This is a genomic window from Helicobacter pylori (assembly GCF_014497725.1).
GTDB classification, from domain to species: Bacteria; Campylobacterota; Campylobacteria; order Campylobacterales; family Helicobacteraceae; genus Helicobacter; species Helicobacter pylori_DE.
The window spans coordinates 264,664-282,475 of record NZ_JACTGF010000001.1 but is presented as its reverse complement, the minus strand read 5'-3'; the positions used below and the strand labels follow the sequence as shown (position 1 = coordinate 282,475).

General features: G+C 39.2%; 14 protein-coding genes, 1 tRNA gene and 1 pseudogene. 10 read left to right on the top strand and 6 right to left on the bottom strand.

Annotated features, from left to right (window positions below):
- Complete coding sequence (locus H7N69_RS01345) at nucleotides 1-1,107, bottom strand: epoxyqueuosine reductase QueH (RefSeq protein ID WP_187884528.1); 1,107 nt, start codon at nucleotides 1,105-1,107, stop codon at nucleotides 1-3.
- Entirely contained in the window at nucleotides 1,107-3,134 is a 2,028-nt protein-coding gene (gene tlpA / locus H7N69_RS01340; protein WP_187884526.1) for a methyl-accepting chemotaxis protein TlpA, read from the bottom strand. Before tlpA ends, H7N69_RS01345 begins: the two co-directional genes overlap by 1 nt.
- Before the next feature lie 209 nt (nucleotides 3,135-3,343).
- On the opposite strand from tlpA, the gene thrC reads away from it, so the two are divergent.
- Both thrC and H7N69_RS01330 read left to right on the top strand, forming a co-directional pair.
- The gene (gene thrC, locus H7N69_RS01335) at nucleotides 3,344-4,804 is read left to right on the top strand and encodes a threonine synthase (protein WP_187884524.1); all 1,461 of its coding nucleotides are present in this window, start codon (nucleotides 3,344-3,346) and stop codon (nucleotides 4,802-4,804) included.
- Nucleotides 4,805-4,910: 106 nt separating this feature from the next.
- The gene (locus H7N69_RS01330) at nucleotides 4,911-5,624 is read left to right on the top strand and encodes a hypothetical protein (protein ID WP_187884522.1); all 714 of its coding nucleotides are present in this window, start codon (nucleotides 4,911-4,913) and stop codon (nucleotides 5,622-5,624) included.
- A 183-nt stretch (nucleotides 5,625-5,807) separates the two neighbouring features.
- Here H7N69_RS01330 and H7N69_RS01325 read toward each other — a convergent pair whose 3' ends face one another.
- Nucleotides 5,808-6,752 (bottom strand): D-2-hydroxyacid dehydrogenase, encoded by a 945-nt coding sequence (locus H7N69_RS01325; protein WP_187884520.1) that lies wholly within the window; start codon nucleotides 6,750-6,752, stop codon nucleotides 5,808-5,810.
- A 72-nt stretch (nucleotides 6,753-6,824) separates the two neighbouring features.
- On the opposite strand from H7N69_RS01325, the gene H7N69_RS01320 reads away from it, so the two are divergent.
- Together H7N69_RS01320 and H7N69_RS01315 are read left to right on the top strand one after the other, a co-directional pair.
- Nucleotides 6,825-7,355: a hypothetical protein gene (locus H7N69_RS01320; RefSeq protein ID WP_001125836.1), complete on the top strand. Its 531-nt coding sequence runs from the start codon at nucleotides 6,825-6,827 to the stop codon at nucleotides 7,353-7,355.
- Between the two features lie 94 nt (nucleotides 7,356-7,449).
- The gene (locus H7N69_RS01315; protein WP_187884518.1) at nucleotides 7,450-8,346 is read left to right on the top strand and encodes an alpha-1,2-fucosyltransferase; all 897 of its coding nucleotides are present in this window, start codon (nucleotides 7,450-7,452) and stop codon (nucleotides 8,344-8,346) included.
- A gap of 20 nt (nucleotides 8,347-8,366) precedes the next feature.
- On the opposite strand, the gene H7N69_RS01310 is transcribed toward H7N69_RS01315, so the two are convergent.
- The 3 genes and pseudogenes from H7N69_RS01310 to H7N69_RS01300 all read right to left on the bottom strand — a co-directional run bounded on the left by H7N69_RS01310 (nucleotide 8,367) and on the right by H7N69_RS01300 (nucleotide 10,508).
- Entirely contained in the window at nucleotides 8,367-9,191 is an 825-nt protein-coding gene (locus H7N69_RS01310) for a DNA-methyltransferase (RefSeq protein ID WP_187884516.1), read from the bottom strand.
- A pseudogene (locus tag H7N69_RS01305) lies at nucleotides 9,157-10,196 on the bottom strand (HTH domain-containing protein). The gene H7N69_RS01310 and the pseudogene H7N69_RS01305 overlap by 35 nt, the downstream one beginning before the upstream one ends.
- 220 nt (nucleotides 10,197-10,416) lie before the next feature.
- Nucleotides 10,417-10,508 (bottom strand) — tRNA-Ser (locus H7N69_RS01300).
- 132 nt (nucleotides 10,509-10,640) lie between these two features.
- Between H7N69_RS01300 and fabD the strand changes: the two genes are divergently transcribed.
- The 6 genes from fabD (at nucleotide 10,641) to H7N69_RS01270 (ending at nucleotide 17,539) form a co-directional block, all read left to right on the top strand.
- Nucleotides 10,641-11,570 carry an ACP S-malonyltransferase gene (fabD, locus tag H7N69_RS01295; RefSeq protein ID WP_187884514.1) on the top strand — a complete coding sequence of 310 codons (930 nt, stop codon included), beginning with the start codon at nucleotides 10,641-10,643 and terminating at the stop codon, nucleotides 11,568-11,570.
- 10 nt (nucleotides 11,571-11,580) lie between these two features.
- Entirely contained in the window at nucleotides 11,581-12,276 is a 696-nt protein-coding gene (locus H7N69_RS01290) for a 5'-methylthioadenosine/adenosylhomocysteine nucleosidase (RefSeq protein WP_187884512.1), read from the top strand.
- Nucleotides 12,277-12,472: 196 nt separating this feature from the next.
- Entirely contained in the window at nucleotides 12,473-14,545 is a 2,073-nt protein-coding gene (gene rpoD, locus H7N69_RS01285) for an RNA polymerase sigma factor RpoD (protein ID WP_187884510.1), read from the top strand.
- 19 nt (nucleotides 14,546-14,564) lie between these two features.
- The gene (locus tag H7N69_RS01280; protein WP_187884508.1) at nucleotides 14,565-15,938 is read left to right on the top strand and encodes an SH3 domain-containing C40 family peptidase; all 1,374 of its coding nucleotides are present in this window, start codon (nucleotides 14,565-14,567) and stop codon (nucleotides 15,936-15,938) included.
- Nucleotides 15,939-15,991: 53 nt separating this feature from the next.
- Nucleotides 15,992-17,344 (top strand): FAD-dependent oxidoreductase, encoded by a 1,353-nt coding sequence (locus H7N69_RS01275; protein ID WP_187884506.1) that lies wholly within the window; start codon nucleotides 15,992-15,994, stop codon nucleotides 17,342-17,344.
- Between the two features lie 6 nt (nucleotides 17,345-17,350).
- Complete coding sequence (locus H7N69_RS01270) at nucleotides 17,351-17,539, top strand: DUF5408 family protein (protein WP_033742495.1); 189 nt, start codon at nucleotides 17,351-17,353, stop codon at nucleotides 17,537-17,539.
- Nucleotides 17,540-17,812 lie beyond the last annotated feature (273 nt).

Below are 17,812 nucleotides of genomic sequence, written 5' to 3'. Positions count from 1 at the left end.
TTAGAGCAAATAAAACACCTTTTCTTCTTGAAAAACGCTTTTAATTTCTACAAAAAGGGTTTTTTCTGTACGCTCTTCTAGCACGATAATAGGGTTAATACTCTCGCTCCCGCTCACTAACGCCCTTAAGGATAACTCTTCTTCATAACTTAAGGGGTTAAGGTTTAACTCTTTTAAATTATCGTAGTTTTTTGCCATAAGGGTATTAAGGCCTTCTAAAGTTAAAAACAGGGTTTCATCTCTTTGGCTATAACCCACTAGAGCGCTTAAACGCTGAGAAAAAACCCACCTTAAATCGCTGATCCTAACCTTAGCCTTACTTTTAGAGCGCGCTAGAATGCAGCAATCCAAGGGGTTTGAATTTTTAGAAAGCCACACGCCCCCATTTAATAAGCGGTAAGTTGCGATCGTTTTTTGGGCTAAAAAAGGCTTATTAGCGTCCTTTTTAGCTGCGTCTAGTCCTCTAAAAACTTGCGTCCTTTCTTCAATACTTGCGGGTAAAATCTGGCGTTTTAAAGGCGAATAAAGCTCAAAGGGGCTTCTGTTTTGGGACTCTTTTTGGATTTTTAAAGCGAATTGGCAACCGCAATAATTTTGCCTGTAAAGCTCGTTTTCTCTCGCCAAAGCTTGCAAATTTAAATCCAACTCGCTCTTAAAATGTTCAAAATTATCATTTCTAAACACAACAAATTCCAAATTGTGCCTTTGCGCGATGCTCTGCCCCTTAGCGATGAGCTGGTTAGGGTCTTTTTTAGGGCTTGTGAGTAAGGTGGTGGTGAATCTTTCTTCCCCTAATTCAAAGGCTTTCAAAGCGCTCGCTTCTAAGCGTAAGTCAAAGCACTCAAAACAGCGTTCGCTTTTTTCCCCTAACAATTCCTTACCCTTAGCTTTATTTAGAAATTTTTCTAATTCATAATCGCCTTCAAGCAATTCAATTTCTAGCATCTCGCAAGTGCGTTTCACGTCTTCTAAACGCAACAAGTATTCGCTATAAGGGTGGATATTGGGGTTATAGAAAAACCCTACAATTTTTTCACCCGCAAAAGCCTCTTTAGCCTTTTTTAAAAAATAGAGGTTATCCACCGAACAGCAAATATGAATGAGCATTAAAACTGCTTTTTATTCACATCTTCTAAAATATCGTTAGAAACTTTGTCAATTTCTTGACTGATTTCTAAAGAATCGCTAGCGATTTTTAGATTGCCCTCAGTAACTGATCTTAAGGCTTCAATAGAAGCGTTGATTTCTTCCACTTCTTTAACCTGGTTTTTAATGCTCTCGCTCGTGTCTGAAATGCTTTGAACCAAAATATTGATATTGGCTTCAATCTCGCTGAGCGATTTTTGCGTCCTTTCAGCGAGCTTTCTCACCTCATCAGCCACCACCGCAAAGCCTCTGCCATGCTCGCCGGCTCTTGCGGCTTCAATAGCAGCATTTAGGGCTAAAAGATTAGTTTGATCGGCAATATCTCTAATGATTTCTACAATGCTTTTAATGTCTTGCCCTTGTTCAATCATGGCTTCACTTTGAGAGCTCACGCCTTGAATGGAAGTGGTGATATTTTCTATCGTTTTAGAAGTTTCCATCAAGCTTTTGTGTTGGGAGTTTGAAGCCTTTTCTAAATTTTGCACGCATTCTCTTAAATTCGCGCTATCGTTCGCTAAATCTTTGGCAAAATTAGATGAAGTTTCTAGCATTTTTTGGATTTCTTGCCCTAAAGCGTTAGTAACCAATTCCACCCTACCCGAAGCGTTTTGGATCCGGCCTCTAAAATCCAAACCAGAATAGCTTTCAAAGATTTTAAAAATGCTTGGCATGTGAGTCCCTACGCTTTCTTGCAAATAATCCATGATCCCATTTAGCGCGTCTCTCAACTCTTTCAAATCAGGGCTTGCAGGCTCAACCGTGATGCGCACCGCAAAATTCCCTGCTTTCACGTCTGAAACCACTTTAATGGTGTCTTGAACGGCTTGCTTGTCTTCTTGCATGATTTTTTGGGTTTGCAAGATATTTTTATTGATCGCTGTTTGCATGCGGCCTAACTCGTCATTAGATCGCGCTTCAATCAGTTTAATGTCGTTAGAATGGGCTTGATTGTTCAATAATTTAAAGAAATGAGACAAGGTGCTAGAAACGACTTCCAAACGATTGCTCACGATCGCTCGCATTAAAAGGGTGATCGCTATGATTAAAGCTAACACCATGATAACGCTCGCTACAACCACCACAAAACGCACCGATCCCACTTGCTCATAAACCTTGTCTTTTTCAATGATCAAAGCGATCATCCAATTAAGATTGTCTTTACTTTCTGTTTTGCCTAGCATTTTAAAGGTTTCAACGGCTAAAAAATTTTCCTTATGGCTAAAGGGATCTAAGTATTCTAAAGTCGCTTTAGAGCCGTTTTCTAAAATAGCCAGCACTTCATTAGTGGCTTTAGGCACGCTCTTATAAATTTCGGCGATAGATTTGTCTTGCAAACTCTTATTCGCGCTCAAAAGCACTTTACCTTTAACGCCAATTAAAAACAAATCGCTCCTGTTTTTATTGATTTCATTACTGAAGCTGTCAATGGAAATAAAAACCATCAAAGCCCCTACAACCTCTTGAGCGTTCTCATTCAATAAAGGTAAAAGAATATCCACCCCATAAACTTCCGCCCCATTAGGCATTTTCCTATAATAAGGCAAGCTTTTAGAAATTTCTTTATTTTTCATCGCTTTTTGCGCTAAAGGGCTATTCCCTAATGATGAATTTTCTATTAATTTAATCGTATCGTTATCCCTTAAAAGCGTTAATCTTAAATCTTCTCTGTTTTTAAAAAACATGCTCACCCCAGCGACATGCGAATTGGCTAAAATGAAGTTTTTTAACAGGCTGATTTTGGTTTCTCTTTTGGTGTCTTTAGGGAGCATTTCTTTGACAATGCCCATGCTCGTATAGGTGTTTTCCAAAACCCCTTGCACTTCCTTAACCTTAAAATGCAAACTATCTTGCATAGAACGCAAGGTGTTTTCTTTTAAAATCTCTTTCACCCTGCTGTTTAAGGACACCCCTAAAATGCTCACGCACACGATCACAATCAACGCCACCCACAATATGATTTTATTACCGATACTCAAACCTTTAGACAAAACACAACCTTACTATACTATGATGAAATTTTTTGCCCATTTGCGGCAAAATTTTAAACCGCATTATAGTCTTATAAGTATAAATCCAAAATTAAACTAAATTAAAAAGACGATCAATCATTCTCATTAAAAACCATTTTAAGGTTACATTCGTTCTTTTAGGGTATGCTATGGCTTAAAATTATCCAAAGTATTAAGAAGGAAAAATCATGCCTTTTGTCCCCACGCGCTCTTTGAAAGAAAAAAAGATTGATTTTATTGAAGCAATATTAAACCCCAACGCCCCAAAAGGCGGGCTTTACACTTTAGAGCATTTTGAAACGCTAGAATGGCAAGATTGTTTGAATCTGAGCTATAACGAGCTAGTGGAATGCGTGTTTGAGCGGTTGGGATTAGAGATTCCTAAAGGTTTATTGACAGACGCTTTAGAACGCTATGAAAATTTTGATAACCCTAAAAATCCAGCCCCTATTTTTGCGCTCAATGAAAGGCTTTTTGTCCAAGAGCTCTACCATGGGCCTAGTTTGGCGTTTAAAGACATGGCATTACAGCCTTTAGCGAGCTTGTTTTCTAATCTAGCGGTAGGAAAAAATGAAAAGTATTTAATGCTCGTTTCTACCAGCGGCGATACCGGCCCTGCGACTTTAGAAAGTCTGGCGGGCATGCCTAATGTTTTTGTGGTGTGTTTATACCCCAAAGACGGCACAAGTTTAGTGCAAAAACTCCAAATGGTAACCCAAAGCGCTAGCAATTTAAAAGTCTTTGGGATCAGTGGGGATTTTGATGATGCGCAAAACGCGCTCAAAAATCTTTTAAAAGACGATGATTTTAACGAAGCCCTAAAAACGCACCAATTGAAATTAAGCGTGGCTAATTCCGTGAATTTTGGGCGCATCGCTTTTCAAATCGTCTATCATATTTGGGGCTTTTTAGAATTGTATAAAAAAGGCGCGATCAATTCTAAAGAAAAAATCACCCTAGCCATACCCAGCGGTAATTTTGGGAACGCTTTGGGGGCGTTTTATGCCAAAAAAATGGGCTTGAATATCGCTAAAATCAAGGTTGTAACCAACAGCAATGATGTTTTAAGGGAGTTTATAGAGACAGGGCGTTACGATTTAACCCACCGCTCTTTAAAGCAAACTTTCTCGCCAGCTATGGATATTTTAAAAAGCTCTAATGTGGAGAGGGTGCTTTTTAGCCTTTTTGGGTTTGAACGCACGCTAGAATTGATGCAAGCTTTAGAAGAAGAGAAATTTTATGCCTTAAAGCCTAAAGAATTAGCCCTTTTACAGGAGCATTTTTCTTGCGCGAGCTGCTCAGATGAAGCTTGTTTGAAAACGATCCAAGAAGTTTATGCAGAGCACCAATACCTGATTGACCCCCACACCGCCACCGCTTTAAACGCCAGCTTGAAAACCAACGAAAAAACCCTTGTTTCTGCCACCGCTTCTTATGAAAAATTCCCTAGAACCACCCTTTTAGCCCTGAATGAGCAAAAGAAAAACGATAACGATAAAGCCGCCCTAGAAACGCTTAAAAACAGCTACAATACCCCGGATAGCCAACGCCTTGATGATTTGTTTGAAAGAGGCATCAAGCATCAAGAAGTTTTAAAACTCAATGAGATCAAATCTTCTATCCTTTTGTGGTTAGAAAGCCTACATTAAATCTTTTTTAAGCCCTTATTCCTAATAAAATCTTAATTTTAAGTCAAACTACACTATAATAAGGAAATTCTAAACGAAGATTAAACTTTGAATGAAAGGGATTTTGATGAAAAAAATCATTTTAGTAGCGATAGCCTTACTGATAAGTGGTTGCGCAAGCTATAAGATCACGCCTGAACATGTTACTTCCTATAATAATGGGATTCAAGTGATGACCTCCACGCAAGCCAAGTCTAAAGTCCAGCTAGAAATCGCTCAAAGCAAATTGAAAGGTTTGAATGAATCCCCCTTAGTGCTGTATGTAGCGGCGCAAGTTATAGAGGGAAATCCTGTGGTGTTTAGCCGTAAAGCCATTTCGGTGTCTATCAACCAAACGAGTTTACCGGTCTTAAGCCTGAGACAAGTGATGAAGTCTAGTTTTGATTTTGAAGGCATTTTACAAAGCTTTAATATCAGCGTGCCGACCGCCCCTATTGATAATGTCAATATGATCACCCCGCCCATGTTTTATTACGGGCAAGGGAGTTTTTTAGCTTATAACGGCATGATGTATGGGGGAATGGGCATGTATGGGCCAGGCTTTGGCATGATGATGATGGATGATGTGGAAGAGCAAGAAGTCATGCAAGAAAGCCGCCAAGCTTTAAAAATCCTAGCGATCAACTACCTTAAGAAAAACACCCTTAACGTTGAAAACAAGGCTAAGGGAGGGTTCGTGGTGGTGGATACCAAAAACCTTAAAACCCCGGGCGTGGTGGTGGTTAAAGTCTTTTTAGAAGATGAAATCCACACCTTTAAAATTGATATTTCTAAGATGTGATCGTCCCATTTAATAGAAGCCTTTGGGGGTCAATCCACCTAAAGGCTTTTTTCTTAATGGGTTAAATTTAATGGATTGTCTGATAACCATTAAAAACGATAAACCCTACTCCATTTTTTAGATTTTATGGCAAAAGAGAAAAAACTCAAACAATTAAACCCACCTCTCCATAAAATCCTACTTTTATTTTTGAGAAGCTAAAAAATCCTGGATGTTTTCTTTAGTTTTTTCTATCAAGGTTTTCAAGCTGTCGCTATACGCCCATGCGATATGGGGGGTTAAAAGCAATTTATTTTGGATCTTTGGGTTCAAAAACGCATGGTCTTTTTCAAAAGGCTCTTTCACAAACACATCGCTCGCGTAATACAAATCTTTGGTTTCTAAAATTTCAGCTAAATCCTTTTCATTCACAATGCCCCCACGCCCCACATTGATTAAAATCGCCCCTTCTTTTAAGCTTTGCAATTCTTTGAGAGCGATTAAATCGCGCGTGCTTTCATTTAATGGGGCATGAATGCTGATAATACCGCTTGTTTTAAGCAATTCCTCTAAACTCAAGCGCTCATATTCTTCTTTTTTATCTTTAGGGGAAAAATACACCACCTTTGCCCCGAAAGCTTGAGCGAGCTTGGCGACTCTTTTACCGATTGTGCCTAAACCAATAACCCCCCATTGACCCCCTTTAATAAGCCCCATTTTCATACCGCTAATGTGCGTAAAAATATCGCTTTGACTATATTCCCCGCTTTTACAATAACGATCGTAATCATTGATCCTCCCTAACAAAGACAACGCGCACGCTAAAGTGTGCTGGGCTACGGATTCGGTAGAATAAGCGCTCACGTTTTTGACTTCTATGCCTAAAGCTTTCGCGCTTTTTATATCCACATTATCCGTGCCTGTAGCGGTGATGCAAATGAGTTTGAGTTTGGGCAATTGGCTTAAAACCTCTTGAGTAATCACGACTTTATTCAATACCATGATTTCAGCCTCAATTGATCGTTCAACGATTTGATTGGGCGAAGTAACCTCATAAAAATCAAAATCCGCCACTTCTTTTAAAACTTCTAACGCTTTCAACCCCACGCTTTTAGCGTCTAAGATTACGCCTTTTTTGAATGTTTCCATCTCTTTACTCCCAGATTTAATTTTAAAGTTATATAATTAAACCACAAAATCCTTTTTTAAAAGAAAATAAGCATGCCAAAACCCAAGAAAAACACCCTCCCCTGTAGCCTTTCTGTCAAAATGTCTTATTTCATGCGCCTTCTCATTAAATGGCGCACCCGCTCTTTAAGCCATAAAATGATGACTCTAGTTCAAATTTTAAGCATTCTAGCCTTAGCGAGCAAGGCCAGTGAAGATTTAGAAGAGCAGCTCAAAAAAATCAAAGATTACATTTATAGAACCCTAAACGCTAAAATCGCGTCTGATGTGTATGACCGAGTGCTTATTTTAGTGAATGAATATTGCGCTAATGAAGAATTGTTTGATAAAGAGAGCGTTAAAATTTCAGATTTACTCATTCAAGACATTCAGCTTTACGCTTTAGTCGATGAAATGCTTAAAGAAGACAAATACCAGGTCCAACACACCATTTTAAAAGGCATCATCAAGCGCAAATACGATGAAGCCTACTCGCTCAATAGCGAAGACAGGATTCTTTTAGAATACCAAGAACGCTTGCTAGAGCCCTCATACGCGTCTTTTTCCAATAAAAAATTCAAATGATTTGAAAGCGTTACCCCACTTTTTAGGTTTTTATTGAAAAAGGGCTTTAAAGTTGGCTAAAATAGGCGTTTTATTTGAAAAACAAAGGGATTGAATGGCTTTTAAGGTGGTGCAAATTTGTGGGGGGCTTGGGAATCAAATGTTTCAATACGCTTTCGCTAAAAGTTTGCAAAAACACCTTAATACGCCCGTGCTATTGGATATTACTTCTTTTGATTGGAGCAATAGGAAAATGCAATTAGAACTTTTCCCTATTGATTTGCCCTATGCGAGCGCTAAAGAAATCGCTATAGCTAAAATGCAACACCTCCCCAAGCTAGTAAGAGAGGCGCTCAAATGCATGGGTTTTGATAGGGTGAGCCAAGAAATCGTTTTTGAATACGAGCCTAAATTATTAAAGCCAAGCCGCTTGACTTATTTTTATGGCTATTTTCAAGATCCACGATATTTTGATGCTATATCCCCTTTAATCAAGCAAACCTTCACCATACCCCCCCCCGAAAATGGAAATAATAAAAAAAAAGAGGAAGAATACCACCGCAAGCTTTCTTTGATTTTAGCCGCTAAAAACAGCGTGTTTGTGCATATAAGAAGAGGGGATTATGTGGGGATTGGCTGTCAGCTTGGTATTGATTATCAAAAAAAGGCTGTTGAGTATATGGCAAAGCGCGTGCCAAACATGGAGCTTTTTGTGTTTTGCGAAGACTTAAAATTCACGCAAAACCTTGATCTTGGCTACCCTTTTATGGACATGACCACTAGGGATAAAGACGAAGAAGCGTATTGGGATATGCTGCTCATGCAATCTTGCAAGCATGGCATTATCGCTAACAGCACTTATAGTTGGTGGGCGGCTTATTTGATAAACAATCCAGAAAAAATCATTATTGGCCCTAAACACTGGCTTTTTGGGCATGAAAATATCCTTTGTAAGGAATGGGTGAAAATAGAATCCCATTTTGAGGTGAAATCCGAAAAGTATAACGCTTAAAGCGGCTTAAAAAAGGGGCTTTACTGGTGGTTTAAATCTTTGATTTTAGATCGGATTTCTTTATAGCGAGCATCTAATTCTAATTTTCTGTTCATGGATATTTTGATAAACTCGCTTTCCTTTTCTATGCCGATAAATTCCCTCTTCAAAAGATTAGCCGCAATGCCTGTGGTGGAGCTCCCGCTAAAAGGATCGCCAATGAGGGAATTGTCATCGCTCGCCATTAAAAGCAAACGCACCAATAAAGCGAGAGGTTTTTGAGTGGGGTGCTTGCCGTTTGCTTTTTCCCAAGGAGCGATCGCTGGGAAGCTCCACACATCGCGCATTTGTTTATCATTGTTGATCTTTTTTAAAACCTCATAGTTAAAAACATGCTTGTGTTTACGGCTTTTTCTCGCCCAAATGATTTGCTCAGCGGAATGCGTCAAATAACGGCAGCTGAAATTGGGAGGAGGGTTGGTTTTTTGCCAGGTGATGAGGTTTAAAATCTTAAAATCCAATTTTTGTAAAACACACCCCAAAGAAAAGATGTTGTGGTAAGTCCCGCTGATTAAAAGGCTTCCTGTGTTTTTTAAAGCCTTTTTGGCGTTGTTGATCCACTGGTAATTAAACTCATCAATATCGTTAATCCCATTTTCTTTATCCCAATCGCCTTTATTGACGCTCACGATTTTACCGCTCTGTATGCTTAAGCCGTCATTAGAAAGGAAATAAGGCGGATCGGCAAAAATCAAATCAAAAGCATTTTCAAATTGGGGCAAAACCTCATTACAATCCCCTTGATAAAGGGTGAAGAGCTCGTCTGCGCTTTTAAAAATGGGGTAAGAAAGATAAAGCACTCCCATTTTTTCCTGCTTTAATGCCCTTGTCTTTAATGTATTTTTGCATTGCTTCATCATCAAGCGCTTCATCAAAAAACTCCCCCATATCCACTGTCGTATCAAGTCCTTTTTCAATTTGCTTGTTAATCTTTTTCATAAAAGGCTCAAAATCTTTCGGACTTTGTTCTATAAGCATGTTAAGTGTGGGTATATCAATCTCCCTTTCTTTAGCTGGCAACAAGATTTTGGAGTTTGAAATCTCAGATTCTAGCTTGATAACCCCTATACCAAAGCTTTGGTTGAGCCGCCTTAATTCATTTAAAACCTCATCATCAATACAAAAAACCACCAAATACCCCTCATTAGCCCAACTAGAATTGCTCACCGCTTGGAAATAGCTCGCTTTTAGATTGGAAAAACCAAGCCCTTTTTTAAGCTCAAAGGAAAAAAGCTTGTAGCTATTTTGACCGGTATGTTGTAAAAACTCCAAAGTTTCTATCTTGTAATTCTTATGGCGATCATTTTGAGGAAAATACACGCCCACGATGTCAGGATAATTCCACTCACCCTTGCCTTTTTTGTCTTTTTTGCATTTTTCATGGTAGATGGTTTTGCATTGGAGATTGAAATCTGGATTTTCATAGAGAAATTTCACAAGCAGTGGGTGCAAATCCCTTTCCTTTTCCTTTTCCTTAAGAGAGATTTTTTGTTTTTCGGCTGTGTCTGAACACTCGCTCTGTTCATCATCTTCTTCTTTGGAATCTGGGGTTTCTTGTGGTGGAAATTCTCTTTCACGAGATTTGAGCCAATAGAAAAAGGCTCCTCCCTCTTTGCGTGCAACATAAAATGCTTCTTCTCTTTAGAAATATCGTGCTCACCAAGCTGACTTCCAAGACTATGAGGAAGTATTTTTCCACCGTTGCATTCTTTATCCAATCCCATTTCACAAGCTCTCTCCCAAATTTCTTTAACACTCAAAGGTCTCTCTGCTTGTTCTAAAACTTTTTTACCTAATTTTATGTAAGTCATGTTCTTCCTTTTCATATTGATTATGAGCAGAAACGATTATACTCAAAATGTTTGAAAATACCATAGCAGATTGATAGGGTTTAGGCTGGGTGTCTCTCTTCACCCAACCTAAAATTTGTATTTGTAAAATCTGTAAAAGGAGTGTCGTAAAAGGAATGCTTAGAAACTATGGTGTCTCGTTAATACATTCTAAACAAAAAGTTTTTAAAGGCAAAAAGGCTGGCGGACAGGGAGGGATTCGAACCCTCGGTAACCTTGACGGCTACGCATCCTTAGCAGGGATGTGGTTTCAGCCAACTCACCCACCTGTCCTCATTCACAAAGTAGAATTATAGTAAAAATAAGTTAAAATAAACCTTAAACTTTAATGGTTTCTAAACAAAACTAAGGGCTTTTATATTACAATCTCAAATTATGGATTAATAAAACTTAAAGGATAACACCATGCAATACGCGCTATTATTTCCAGGGCAAGGCTCGCAATGTATAGGAATGGGAAAGTCATTCTATGAGAGCCACACCCTAGCTAAAGAATTGTTTGAAAGGGCTTCTAACGCGCTTAAAGTGGATATGAAAAAAACGCTTTTTGAAGAAAACGAGCTTTTAAAAGAGAGCGCTTACACCCAGCCTGCCATTTATTTAGTGAGCTATATCGCTTACCAATTACTCAACAAGCAAGCAAATGGGGGGTTAAAACCCGTTTTTGCTTTGGGGCATTCGCTCGGTGAAGTGAGCGCGGTGTCTTTGAGCGGGGCGCTAGATTTTGAAAAAGCCCTTAAACTCACGCACCAAAGAGGCAAAATGATGCAAGAAGCGTGCCTGAATAAAGATGCATCCATGATGGTCGTTTTGGGCGTTTCTGAAGAAAGCCTTTTAAGTCTGTGTCAAAGAACCAAAAACGTGTGGTGCGCGAATTTCAATGGCGGCATGCAAGTGGTTTTAGCCGGGATTAAAGACGATTTGAAAGCCCTAGAGCCGACTTTAAAGGAAATGGGGGCTAAAAGAGTGGTTTTTTTAGAAATGAGCGTGGCGAGCCATTGCCCTTTTTTAGAGCCTATAATTTTTAAATTCCAGGAATTGCTAGAAAAAAGCCTGAAAGATAAATTCCATTTTGAAATCATCTCCAACGCGACTAACGAAGCGTATCACAACAAAGCCAAAGCCGTTGAATTATTGAGCTTGCAACTCACTCAGCCGGTGCGTTATCAAGACTGCGTGAAATCTAACAACGACCGAGTGGATGTCTTTTTTGAATTAGGCTGTGGGAGCGTGTTAAAGGGGCTTAACAAGCGCTTAAGCAACAAGCCTACCATAAGCGTGGGGGATAATAAAGGGCTTGATGAAGCCATTGAGTTTTTAGAAGAATACGTGTGATTGGGAGAAAATGGTGCAAAAAATTGGCATTTTAGGGGCGATGAGGGAAGAAATAACCCCTATTTTAGAATTGTTTGGCGCGGGTTTTGAAGAGATCCCTTTAGGGGGGAATGTTTTCCATAAAGGCGTTTATAATGATAAAGAAATCATTGTCGCTTATAGCAAGATTGGCAAGGTGCATTCCACTTTAACCACAACGAGCATGATTTTAGCGTTTGGCGTTCAAAAGGTGCTTTTTAGCGGGGTGGCTGGAAGCTTGGTTAAAGATTTAAAAATCAATGATTTGTTAGTGGCTCAAAAATTAGTCCAGCATGATGTGGATTTGAGCGCGTTTGATCACCCTTTAGGGTTTATCCCCGAAAGCGCGATTTTTATTGAAACGAGCGAAAGTTTAAACGCTTTAGCTAAAAAAGTCGCTAATGAGCAACATATCGTGCTCAAAGAAGGCGTCATCGCATCAGGCGATCAGTTTGTGCATAGCAAAGAGAGGAAAGAATTTTTAGTTAGCGAGTTTAAAGCGAGCGCGGTGGAAATGGAGGGGGCGAGCGTGGCGTTTGTGTGCCAAAAATTTGGCGTGCCATGCTGCGTGTTAAGGAGCATTAGCGATAACGCTGATGAGGAAGCTAACATGAGCTTTGATGCGTTTTTAGAAAAAAGCGCTCAAACTTCAGCGAAATTTCTAAAAAGCATGGTGGATAAGCTTTAAGGTTTGTTTTTATAGAGTTATGGAATGGAGTGGTGGAATGTAAAAAAGCTTTTTAGTATTTTTTACATTTTGTGATGAATATTTAATAAAGTGGGGAAAAATTCCAATAATATAATTAGAATTTAAGCTATTTTTTAGTAAAATAACAAAGGATTAGGTGTATCTTATCTTATGGATCTAGCTTTTGATTGAAAGCATGGGTTCTTATTTTATGGAGTGTCCAATGAAAAAGAAAGCTAACGAAGAAAAAGCCCCCAAAAGAGCTAAACAGGAAGCTAAAACAGAAGCCACACAGGAAAATAAAGCTAAAGAAAATAATAAGGAAAACAAAAACAATAAAGCCAAAGAGAGCAAAATTAAAGAAAATAAAACCAAAGAAAGCAAAGTCAAAGAAACAGCGAAAGAACCTGTTCCTGTTAAAAAGCTTAGTTTTAATGAAGCGTTAGAAGAATTGTTCGCTAATTCCTTAAGCGATTGCGTTTCTTATGAGTCCATCATTCAAATCAGCGCGAAAGTCCCCACTCTAGCTCAAATCAAAAAAATCAAAGAATTGTGCCAAAAATACCAAAAGAAATTGGTCAGCTCTTCAGAATACGCTAAAAAACTCAATGCGATTGACAAGATTAAAAACACCGAAGAAAAGCAAAAAGTTTTAGATGAAGAATTAGAAGACGGCTATGACTTTTTGAAAGAAAAGGATTTTTTAGAGTGGAGCAGAAGCGATAGCCCGGTGCGCATGTATTTGCGTGAGATGGGGGATATAAAACTTTTAAGCAAAGATGAAGAGATTGAATTGAGCAAGCAAATCCGCTTGGGCGAAGACATTATTTTAGACGCGATTTGCTCGGTGCCGTATTTGATTGATTTTATCTATGCGTATAAAGACGCTTTAATCAATCGTGAAAGAAGGGTTAAAGAGCTTTTCAGGAGCTTTGATGATGACGATGAAAATAGCGTGAGCGATTCTAAAAAAGATGACGATAGCGAAGAAGATGAAGAAAACGAAGAAAGGAAAAAAGTCGTTTCTGAAAAAGACAAGAAGCGTGTAGAAAAGGTTCAAGAAAGCTTTAAAGCCCTAGACAAGGCTAAAAAAGAATGGCTTAAAGCCCTTGAAGCCCCCATAGATGAAAAAGAAGATGAATTGGTGCGTTTATTGACCCTAGCTTACAAACGCCAAACGCTCAAAGACAGACTCTATGACTTAGAGCCTACCAGCAAACTGATTAATGAATTAGTCAAAACGATGGAAACCACTTTAAAAAGTGGCGATGGGTTTGAAAAAGAGTTGAAACGCTTGGAATACAAACTGCCCTTATTCAATGATGTTTTGATCGCTAACCATAAAAAAATCCTCGCTAATATCACTAACATGACTAAAGAAGATATTATCGCTCAAGTGCCAGAAGCGACCATGGTGAGCGTGTATATAGATCTCAAAAAACTCTTTTTGACTAAAGAAGCGAGCGAAGAAGGCTTTGATTTAGCCCCCAACAAGCTAAAAGAAATTTTAGAGCAAATCAAAAGAGGGAAATTGATTTCCGATCGCGCTAAAAACAAAATGGCTAAATCCAATTTAAGGTTGGTGGTGAGCATCGCTAAACGATTCACAAGTAGAGGCTTACCTTTCTTGGATTTGATTCAGGAGGGTAATATTGGCTTGATGAAAGCGGTGGATAAGTTTGAGCATGAAAAGGGCTTCAAGTTTTCCACCTATGCGACCTGGTGGATCAAGCAGGCCATCAGCAGAGCCATAGCCGATCAAGCCCGCACTATCCGCATCCCCATTCACATGATTGACACGATTAATCGCATCAATAAAGTCATGCGTAAACACATTCAAGAAACCGGCAAAGAGCCTGATTTGGAAGTGGTGGCTGAAGAAGTGGGGCTTTCGTTAGATAAAGTGAAGAATGTGATTAAGGTGACTAAAGAGCCTATCAGTTTGGAAACCCCAGTCGGCAATGATGATGACGGCAAATTTGGGGATTTCGTGGAAGATAAGAATATCGTTAGCTCCATTGATCACATCATGCGCGAAGATTTAAAAGCCCAAATTGAAAGCGTTTTGGATCAGTTGAATGAGCGAGAAAAAGCGGTGATCCGCATGCGTTTTGGGCTTTTGGACGATGAAAGCGATCGAACTTTAGAAGAAATTGGCAAGGAATTGAATGTTACGAGAGAAAGGGTGCGCCAGATTGAAAGCTCTGCGATCAAAAAATTGAGAAGCCCGCAATACGGGCGCATTTTGAGAAACTATTTGCGCATTTGACATTAAGGTTCTCTAAAGCATGCGTTATTTTCTTGTAGTTTTCTTGTTTTTGTTTGTGGGTTGCACAAAAAAGGATTTCACGCTCAAAGATTTATCCTTGCCCCAAGAGGCTTCAAGCTATCTTGCAAGCTCTCAAAATGGCAGTCATAATAACCAAAGCATTAACCCCCAAGCGTTAAGAGAAAATCTAAAAGAGAGCTATCTCAAAGCATGGTATTCCCCATGGCTAGATGCAAAAGTCAAAAGCAATAAAAAAGAAGTGTTTTGGATCCTTAAGGAGATGAATAAATCCACCGGTTATGGCGAAGATCTAAAACCCAACGCAAAAGCTTTCAATGATGAGCTTATTAAAAGCATGGATATTGAGCATTACCCGAGCACTAAGATTAAGGCTGTTGTGGTGCGAGATAGCGATGTTAGGGCTGTGCCTACTAACAAACCTTATTACCTTTCTCAAAAAGGCTATCCTTTTGATAGGTATCAAAATTCGCTGATTTTTCAAGGCACGCCGGTTTTAGTCACGCATTTCAACACGGATAAAACTTACGCCCACATTCAGAGCAGTTTTGTTTATGGCTGGATCAAAGTTAGCGATTTAGCCTATATGCGCGATAAAGACATAGAGCTTTTAACCAAGATTAAAAATTATGTCATGCCCATAAAAGACAAGATCCCCCTTTATACGGACTATGGGGATTTTTACACCGATGCTAGGGTGGGCGAATTGTTCGCTCTCATCCCCCAAAGTCAAAAAACACCTCAAAACCCCCCAAAAAAGGAATTGAAAGCCTATGGTTTTTTGAGGGATTCTAAAGGCTATGCGACCTTACAAAGCGTGATCTTGAATGAAAAAGATTTTTTTGTTTTCCCTAAGGCTTTTACTAGCGAGAACATGGCGTATTTTATAGACACCATGCTAGGGCAAAAATACGGCTGGGGTGGGCTATTAGGCAATAGGGATTGCTCGGCTTTCACTAGGGATAGTTTCGCTAATTTTGGTATTTTGCTCCCCAGAAATTCCTATGCGCAAAGCCGCTATGCGAACAATTATGTGGATTTAAGCTCCATGAAAGCCAAAGAAAAAGAAGACTACATCCTTAAAAACGCCACGCCTTTTGGAACGCTCATCTATTTAAAAGGGCATATCATGCTCTATTTGGGCGCATACAACCATCAAGCGATAGTCGCTCACAGCATTTGGTCGGTGCAAACCCAAAAGCATTTTAAAACCTTGAGTCATAAAATAGGAGGCGTGGTGATCACTTCATTATGGTTAGCAGAAGAACATAATGGGGCGTTTTCTAAAAAGAAATTATTGATTGATAGAGTGCTTGGAATGAGCGATTTGAAAGATTTTGTCCATAAAACTTCAAGCCCCTTGAATGCGAATTGATTTTCTTATACTATGATTACGATTCATTAATTTAAAACATTTGGAGAAAGACAATGAGTATGGAATTTGATGCTGTCATTATTGGAGGTGGGGTTTCAGGGTGCGCGACCTTTTATACTTTGAGCGAATACAGCTCTTTAAAGCGCGTGGCTATCGTGGAAAAATGCTCTAAATTAGCTCAAATCAGCTCCAGCGCTAAGGCTAATTCGCAAACCATTCATGATGGCTCTATTGAAACGAATTACACTCCTGAAAAAGCTAAAAAAGTGCGTTTGAGCGCTTATAAAACCAGACAATACGCGCTCAATAAAGGCTTGCAAAATGAAGTGATTTTTGAAACCCAGAAAATGGCTATAGGCGTGGGCGATGAAGAATGCGAGTTCATGAAAAAACGCTACGAATCCTTTAAAGAAATCTTTGTGGGGCTAGAAGAATTTGACAAGCAAAAGATTAAAGAATTAGAGCCTAATGTGATTTTAGGGGCTAATGGCATAGACAGGCATGAAAACATTGTTGGGCATGGTTATCAAAAAGACTGGAGCACCATGAATTTTGCGAAGTTGAGTGAAAACTTCGTTGAAGAAGCCCTAAGATTAAAGCCTAACAACCAGGTGTTTTTGAATTTCAAAGTGAAAAAGATTGAAAAACGCAACGACACTTACGCCGTAATTTCAGAAGACGCTGAAGAAGTGTATGCTAAATTCGTGCTAGTCAATGCCGGCTCTTACGCTTTACCTTTGGCTCAGAGCATGGGCTATGGCTTGGATTTAGGGTGCTTGCCTGTGGCGGGTAGCTTTTATTTTGTGCCGGATTTATTAAGGGGTAAGGTTTATACCGTTCAAAACCCCAAACTCCCTTTTGCAGCCGTGCATGGCGACCCTGATGCTGTCATTAAAGGAAAAACACGAATCGGGCCTACCGCTTTAACGATGCCTAAATTAGAGCGCAACAAATGCTGGCTCAAGGGCATTAGCTTGGAATTACTAAAAATGGATTTGAATAAAGATGTGTTTAAGATCGCGTTTGATTTGATGAGCGATAAAGAAATCCGTAATTATGTGTTTAAAAACATGGTTTTTGAATTGCCCGTTATCGGTAAAAGGAAATTTTTAAAAGACGCTCAAAAAATCATCCCCTCTCTTAGTCTAGAAGATTTAGAATACGCTCATGGTTTTGGCGAAGTGCGCCCGCAAGTTTTAGACAGAACCAAGAAAAAACTGGAATTAGGCGAAAAAAAGATTTGCACCCATAAAGGCATCACTTTCAACATGACCCCATCTCCAGGCGCGACGAGCTGCTTGCAAAACGCCCTTGTGGATTCCCAAGAAATCGCTGCGTATTTGGGCGAAAGCTTTGAATTAGAACGCTTTTATAAAGATTTATCCCCAGAAGAATTGGAAAATTAAAAACGCATGCAAAACGAACAAGAAGCCCGAGAAATCGCTAAAAAAGCCGTTCAAATCGTGTTTTTTTTAGGGCTTGTGGTGGTGCTTTTGATGATGATAAACCTTTACATGCTCATCAATCAAATCAATGCGAGCGCTAAAATGAGCCAACAAATCAAAAAGATAGAAGAAAGGCTTAACCAAGGGCAAAAATAAAAAAGGCTTTTTGGTATTTTTACGATCAAATAGTAAAGAGCTTATCTTTAATCAAGCGGTGATTTTTTAAGCGGTCTTCTTGGGTTAGGGGGTTTTTGGTTGGGGGCTGTGGGGGAGGGTTATTGTAAAATACCTCCCTATCCCCTTAAAGAAATGCGTTTTACTTAAGAAATGGGTTTTACCATAAAATCAAAAGCAATCAAACAAATTTTTTAAAAACCCTATTTTCAAACTTTAAACTTTCCTTAAATTCAGCAATATTTAAGCTTATTT

Coding starts and splice junctions, on each gene's coding strand:
- H7N69_RS01325 (WP_187884520.1), bottom strand. CDS start 6,752: ATGGAAACATTCAAAAAAGGCGTAATCTTAGACGCTAAAAGCGTGGGG.
- H7N69_RS01320 (WP_001125836.1), top strand. CDS start 6,825: ATGCCAAAACCCAAGAAAAACACCCTCCCCTGTAGCCTTTCTGTCAAA.
- H7N69_RS01275 (WP_187884506.1), top strand. CDS start 15,992: ATGAGTATGGAATTTGATGCTGTCATTATTGGAGGTGGGGTTTCAGGG.
- H7N69_RS01310 (WP_187884516.1), bottom strand. CDS start 9,191: ATGGGAGTGCTTTATCTTTCTTACCCCATTTTTAAAAGCGCAGACGAG.
- rpoD (WP_187884510.1), top strand. CDS start 12,473: ATGGGTTCTTATTTTATGGAGTGTCCAATGAAAAAGAAAGCTAACGAA.
- H7N69_RS01345 (WP_187884528.1), bottom strand. CDS start 1,107: ATGCTCATTCATATTTGCTGTTCGGTGGATAACCTCTATTTTTTAAAA.
- fabD (WP_187884514.1), top strand. CDS start 10,641: ATGCAATACGCGCTATTATTTCCAGGGCAAGGCTCGCAATGTATAGGA.
- thrC (WP_187884524.1), top strand. CDS start 3,344: ATGCCTTTTGTCCCCACGCGCTCTTTGAAAGAAAAAAAGATTGATTTT.
- H7N69_RS01290 (WP_187884512.1), top strand. CDS start 11,581: ATGGTGCAAAAAATTGGCATTTTAGGGGCGATGAGGGAAGAAATAACC.
- H7N69_RS01270 (WP_033742495.1), top strand. CDS start 17,351: ATGCAAAACGAACAAGAAGCCCGAGAAATCGCTAAAAAAGCCGTTCAA.
- H7N69_RS01330 (WP_187884522.1), top strand. CDS start 4,911: ATGAAAAAAATCATTTTAGTAGCGATAGCCTTACTGATAAGTGGTTGC.
- H7N69_RS01315 (WP_187884518.1), top strand. CDS start 7,450: ATGGCTTTTAAGGTGGTGCAAATTTGTGGGGGGCTTGGGAATCAAATG.
- H7N69_RS01280 (WP_187884508.1), top strand. CDS start 14,565: ATGCGTTATTTTCTTGTAGTTTTCTTGTTTTTGTTTGTGGGTTGCACA.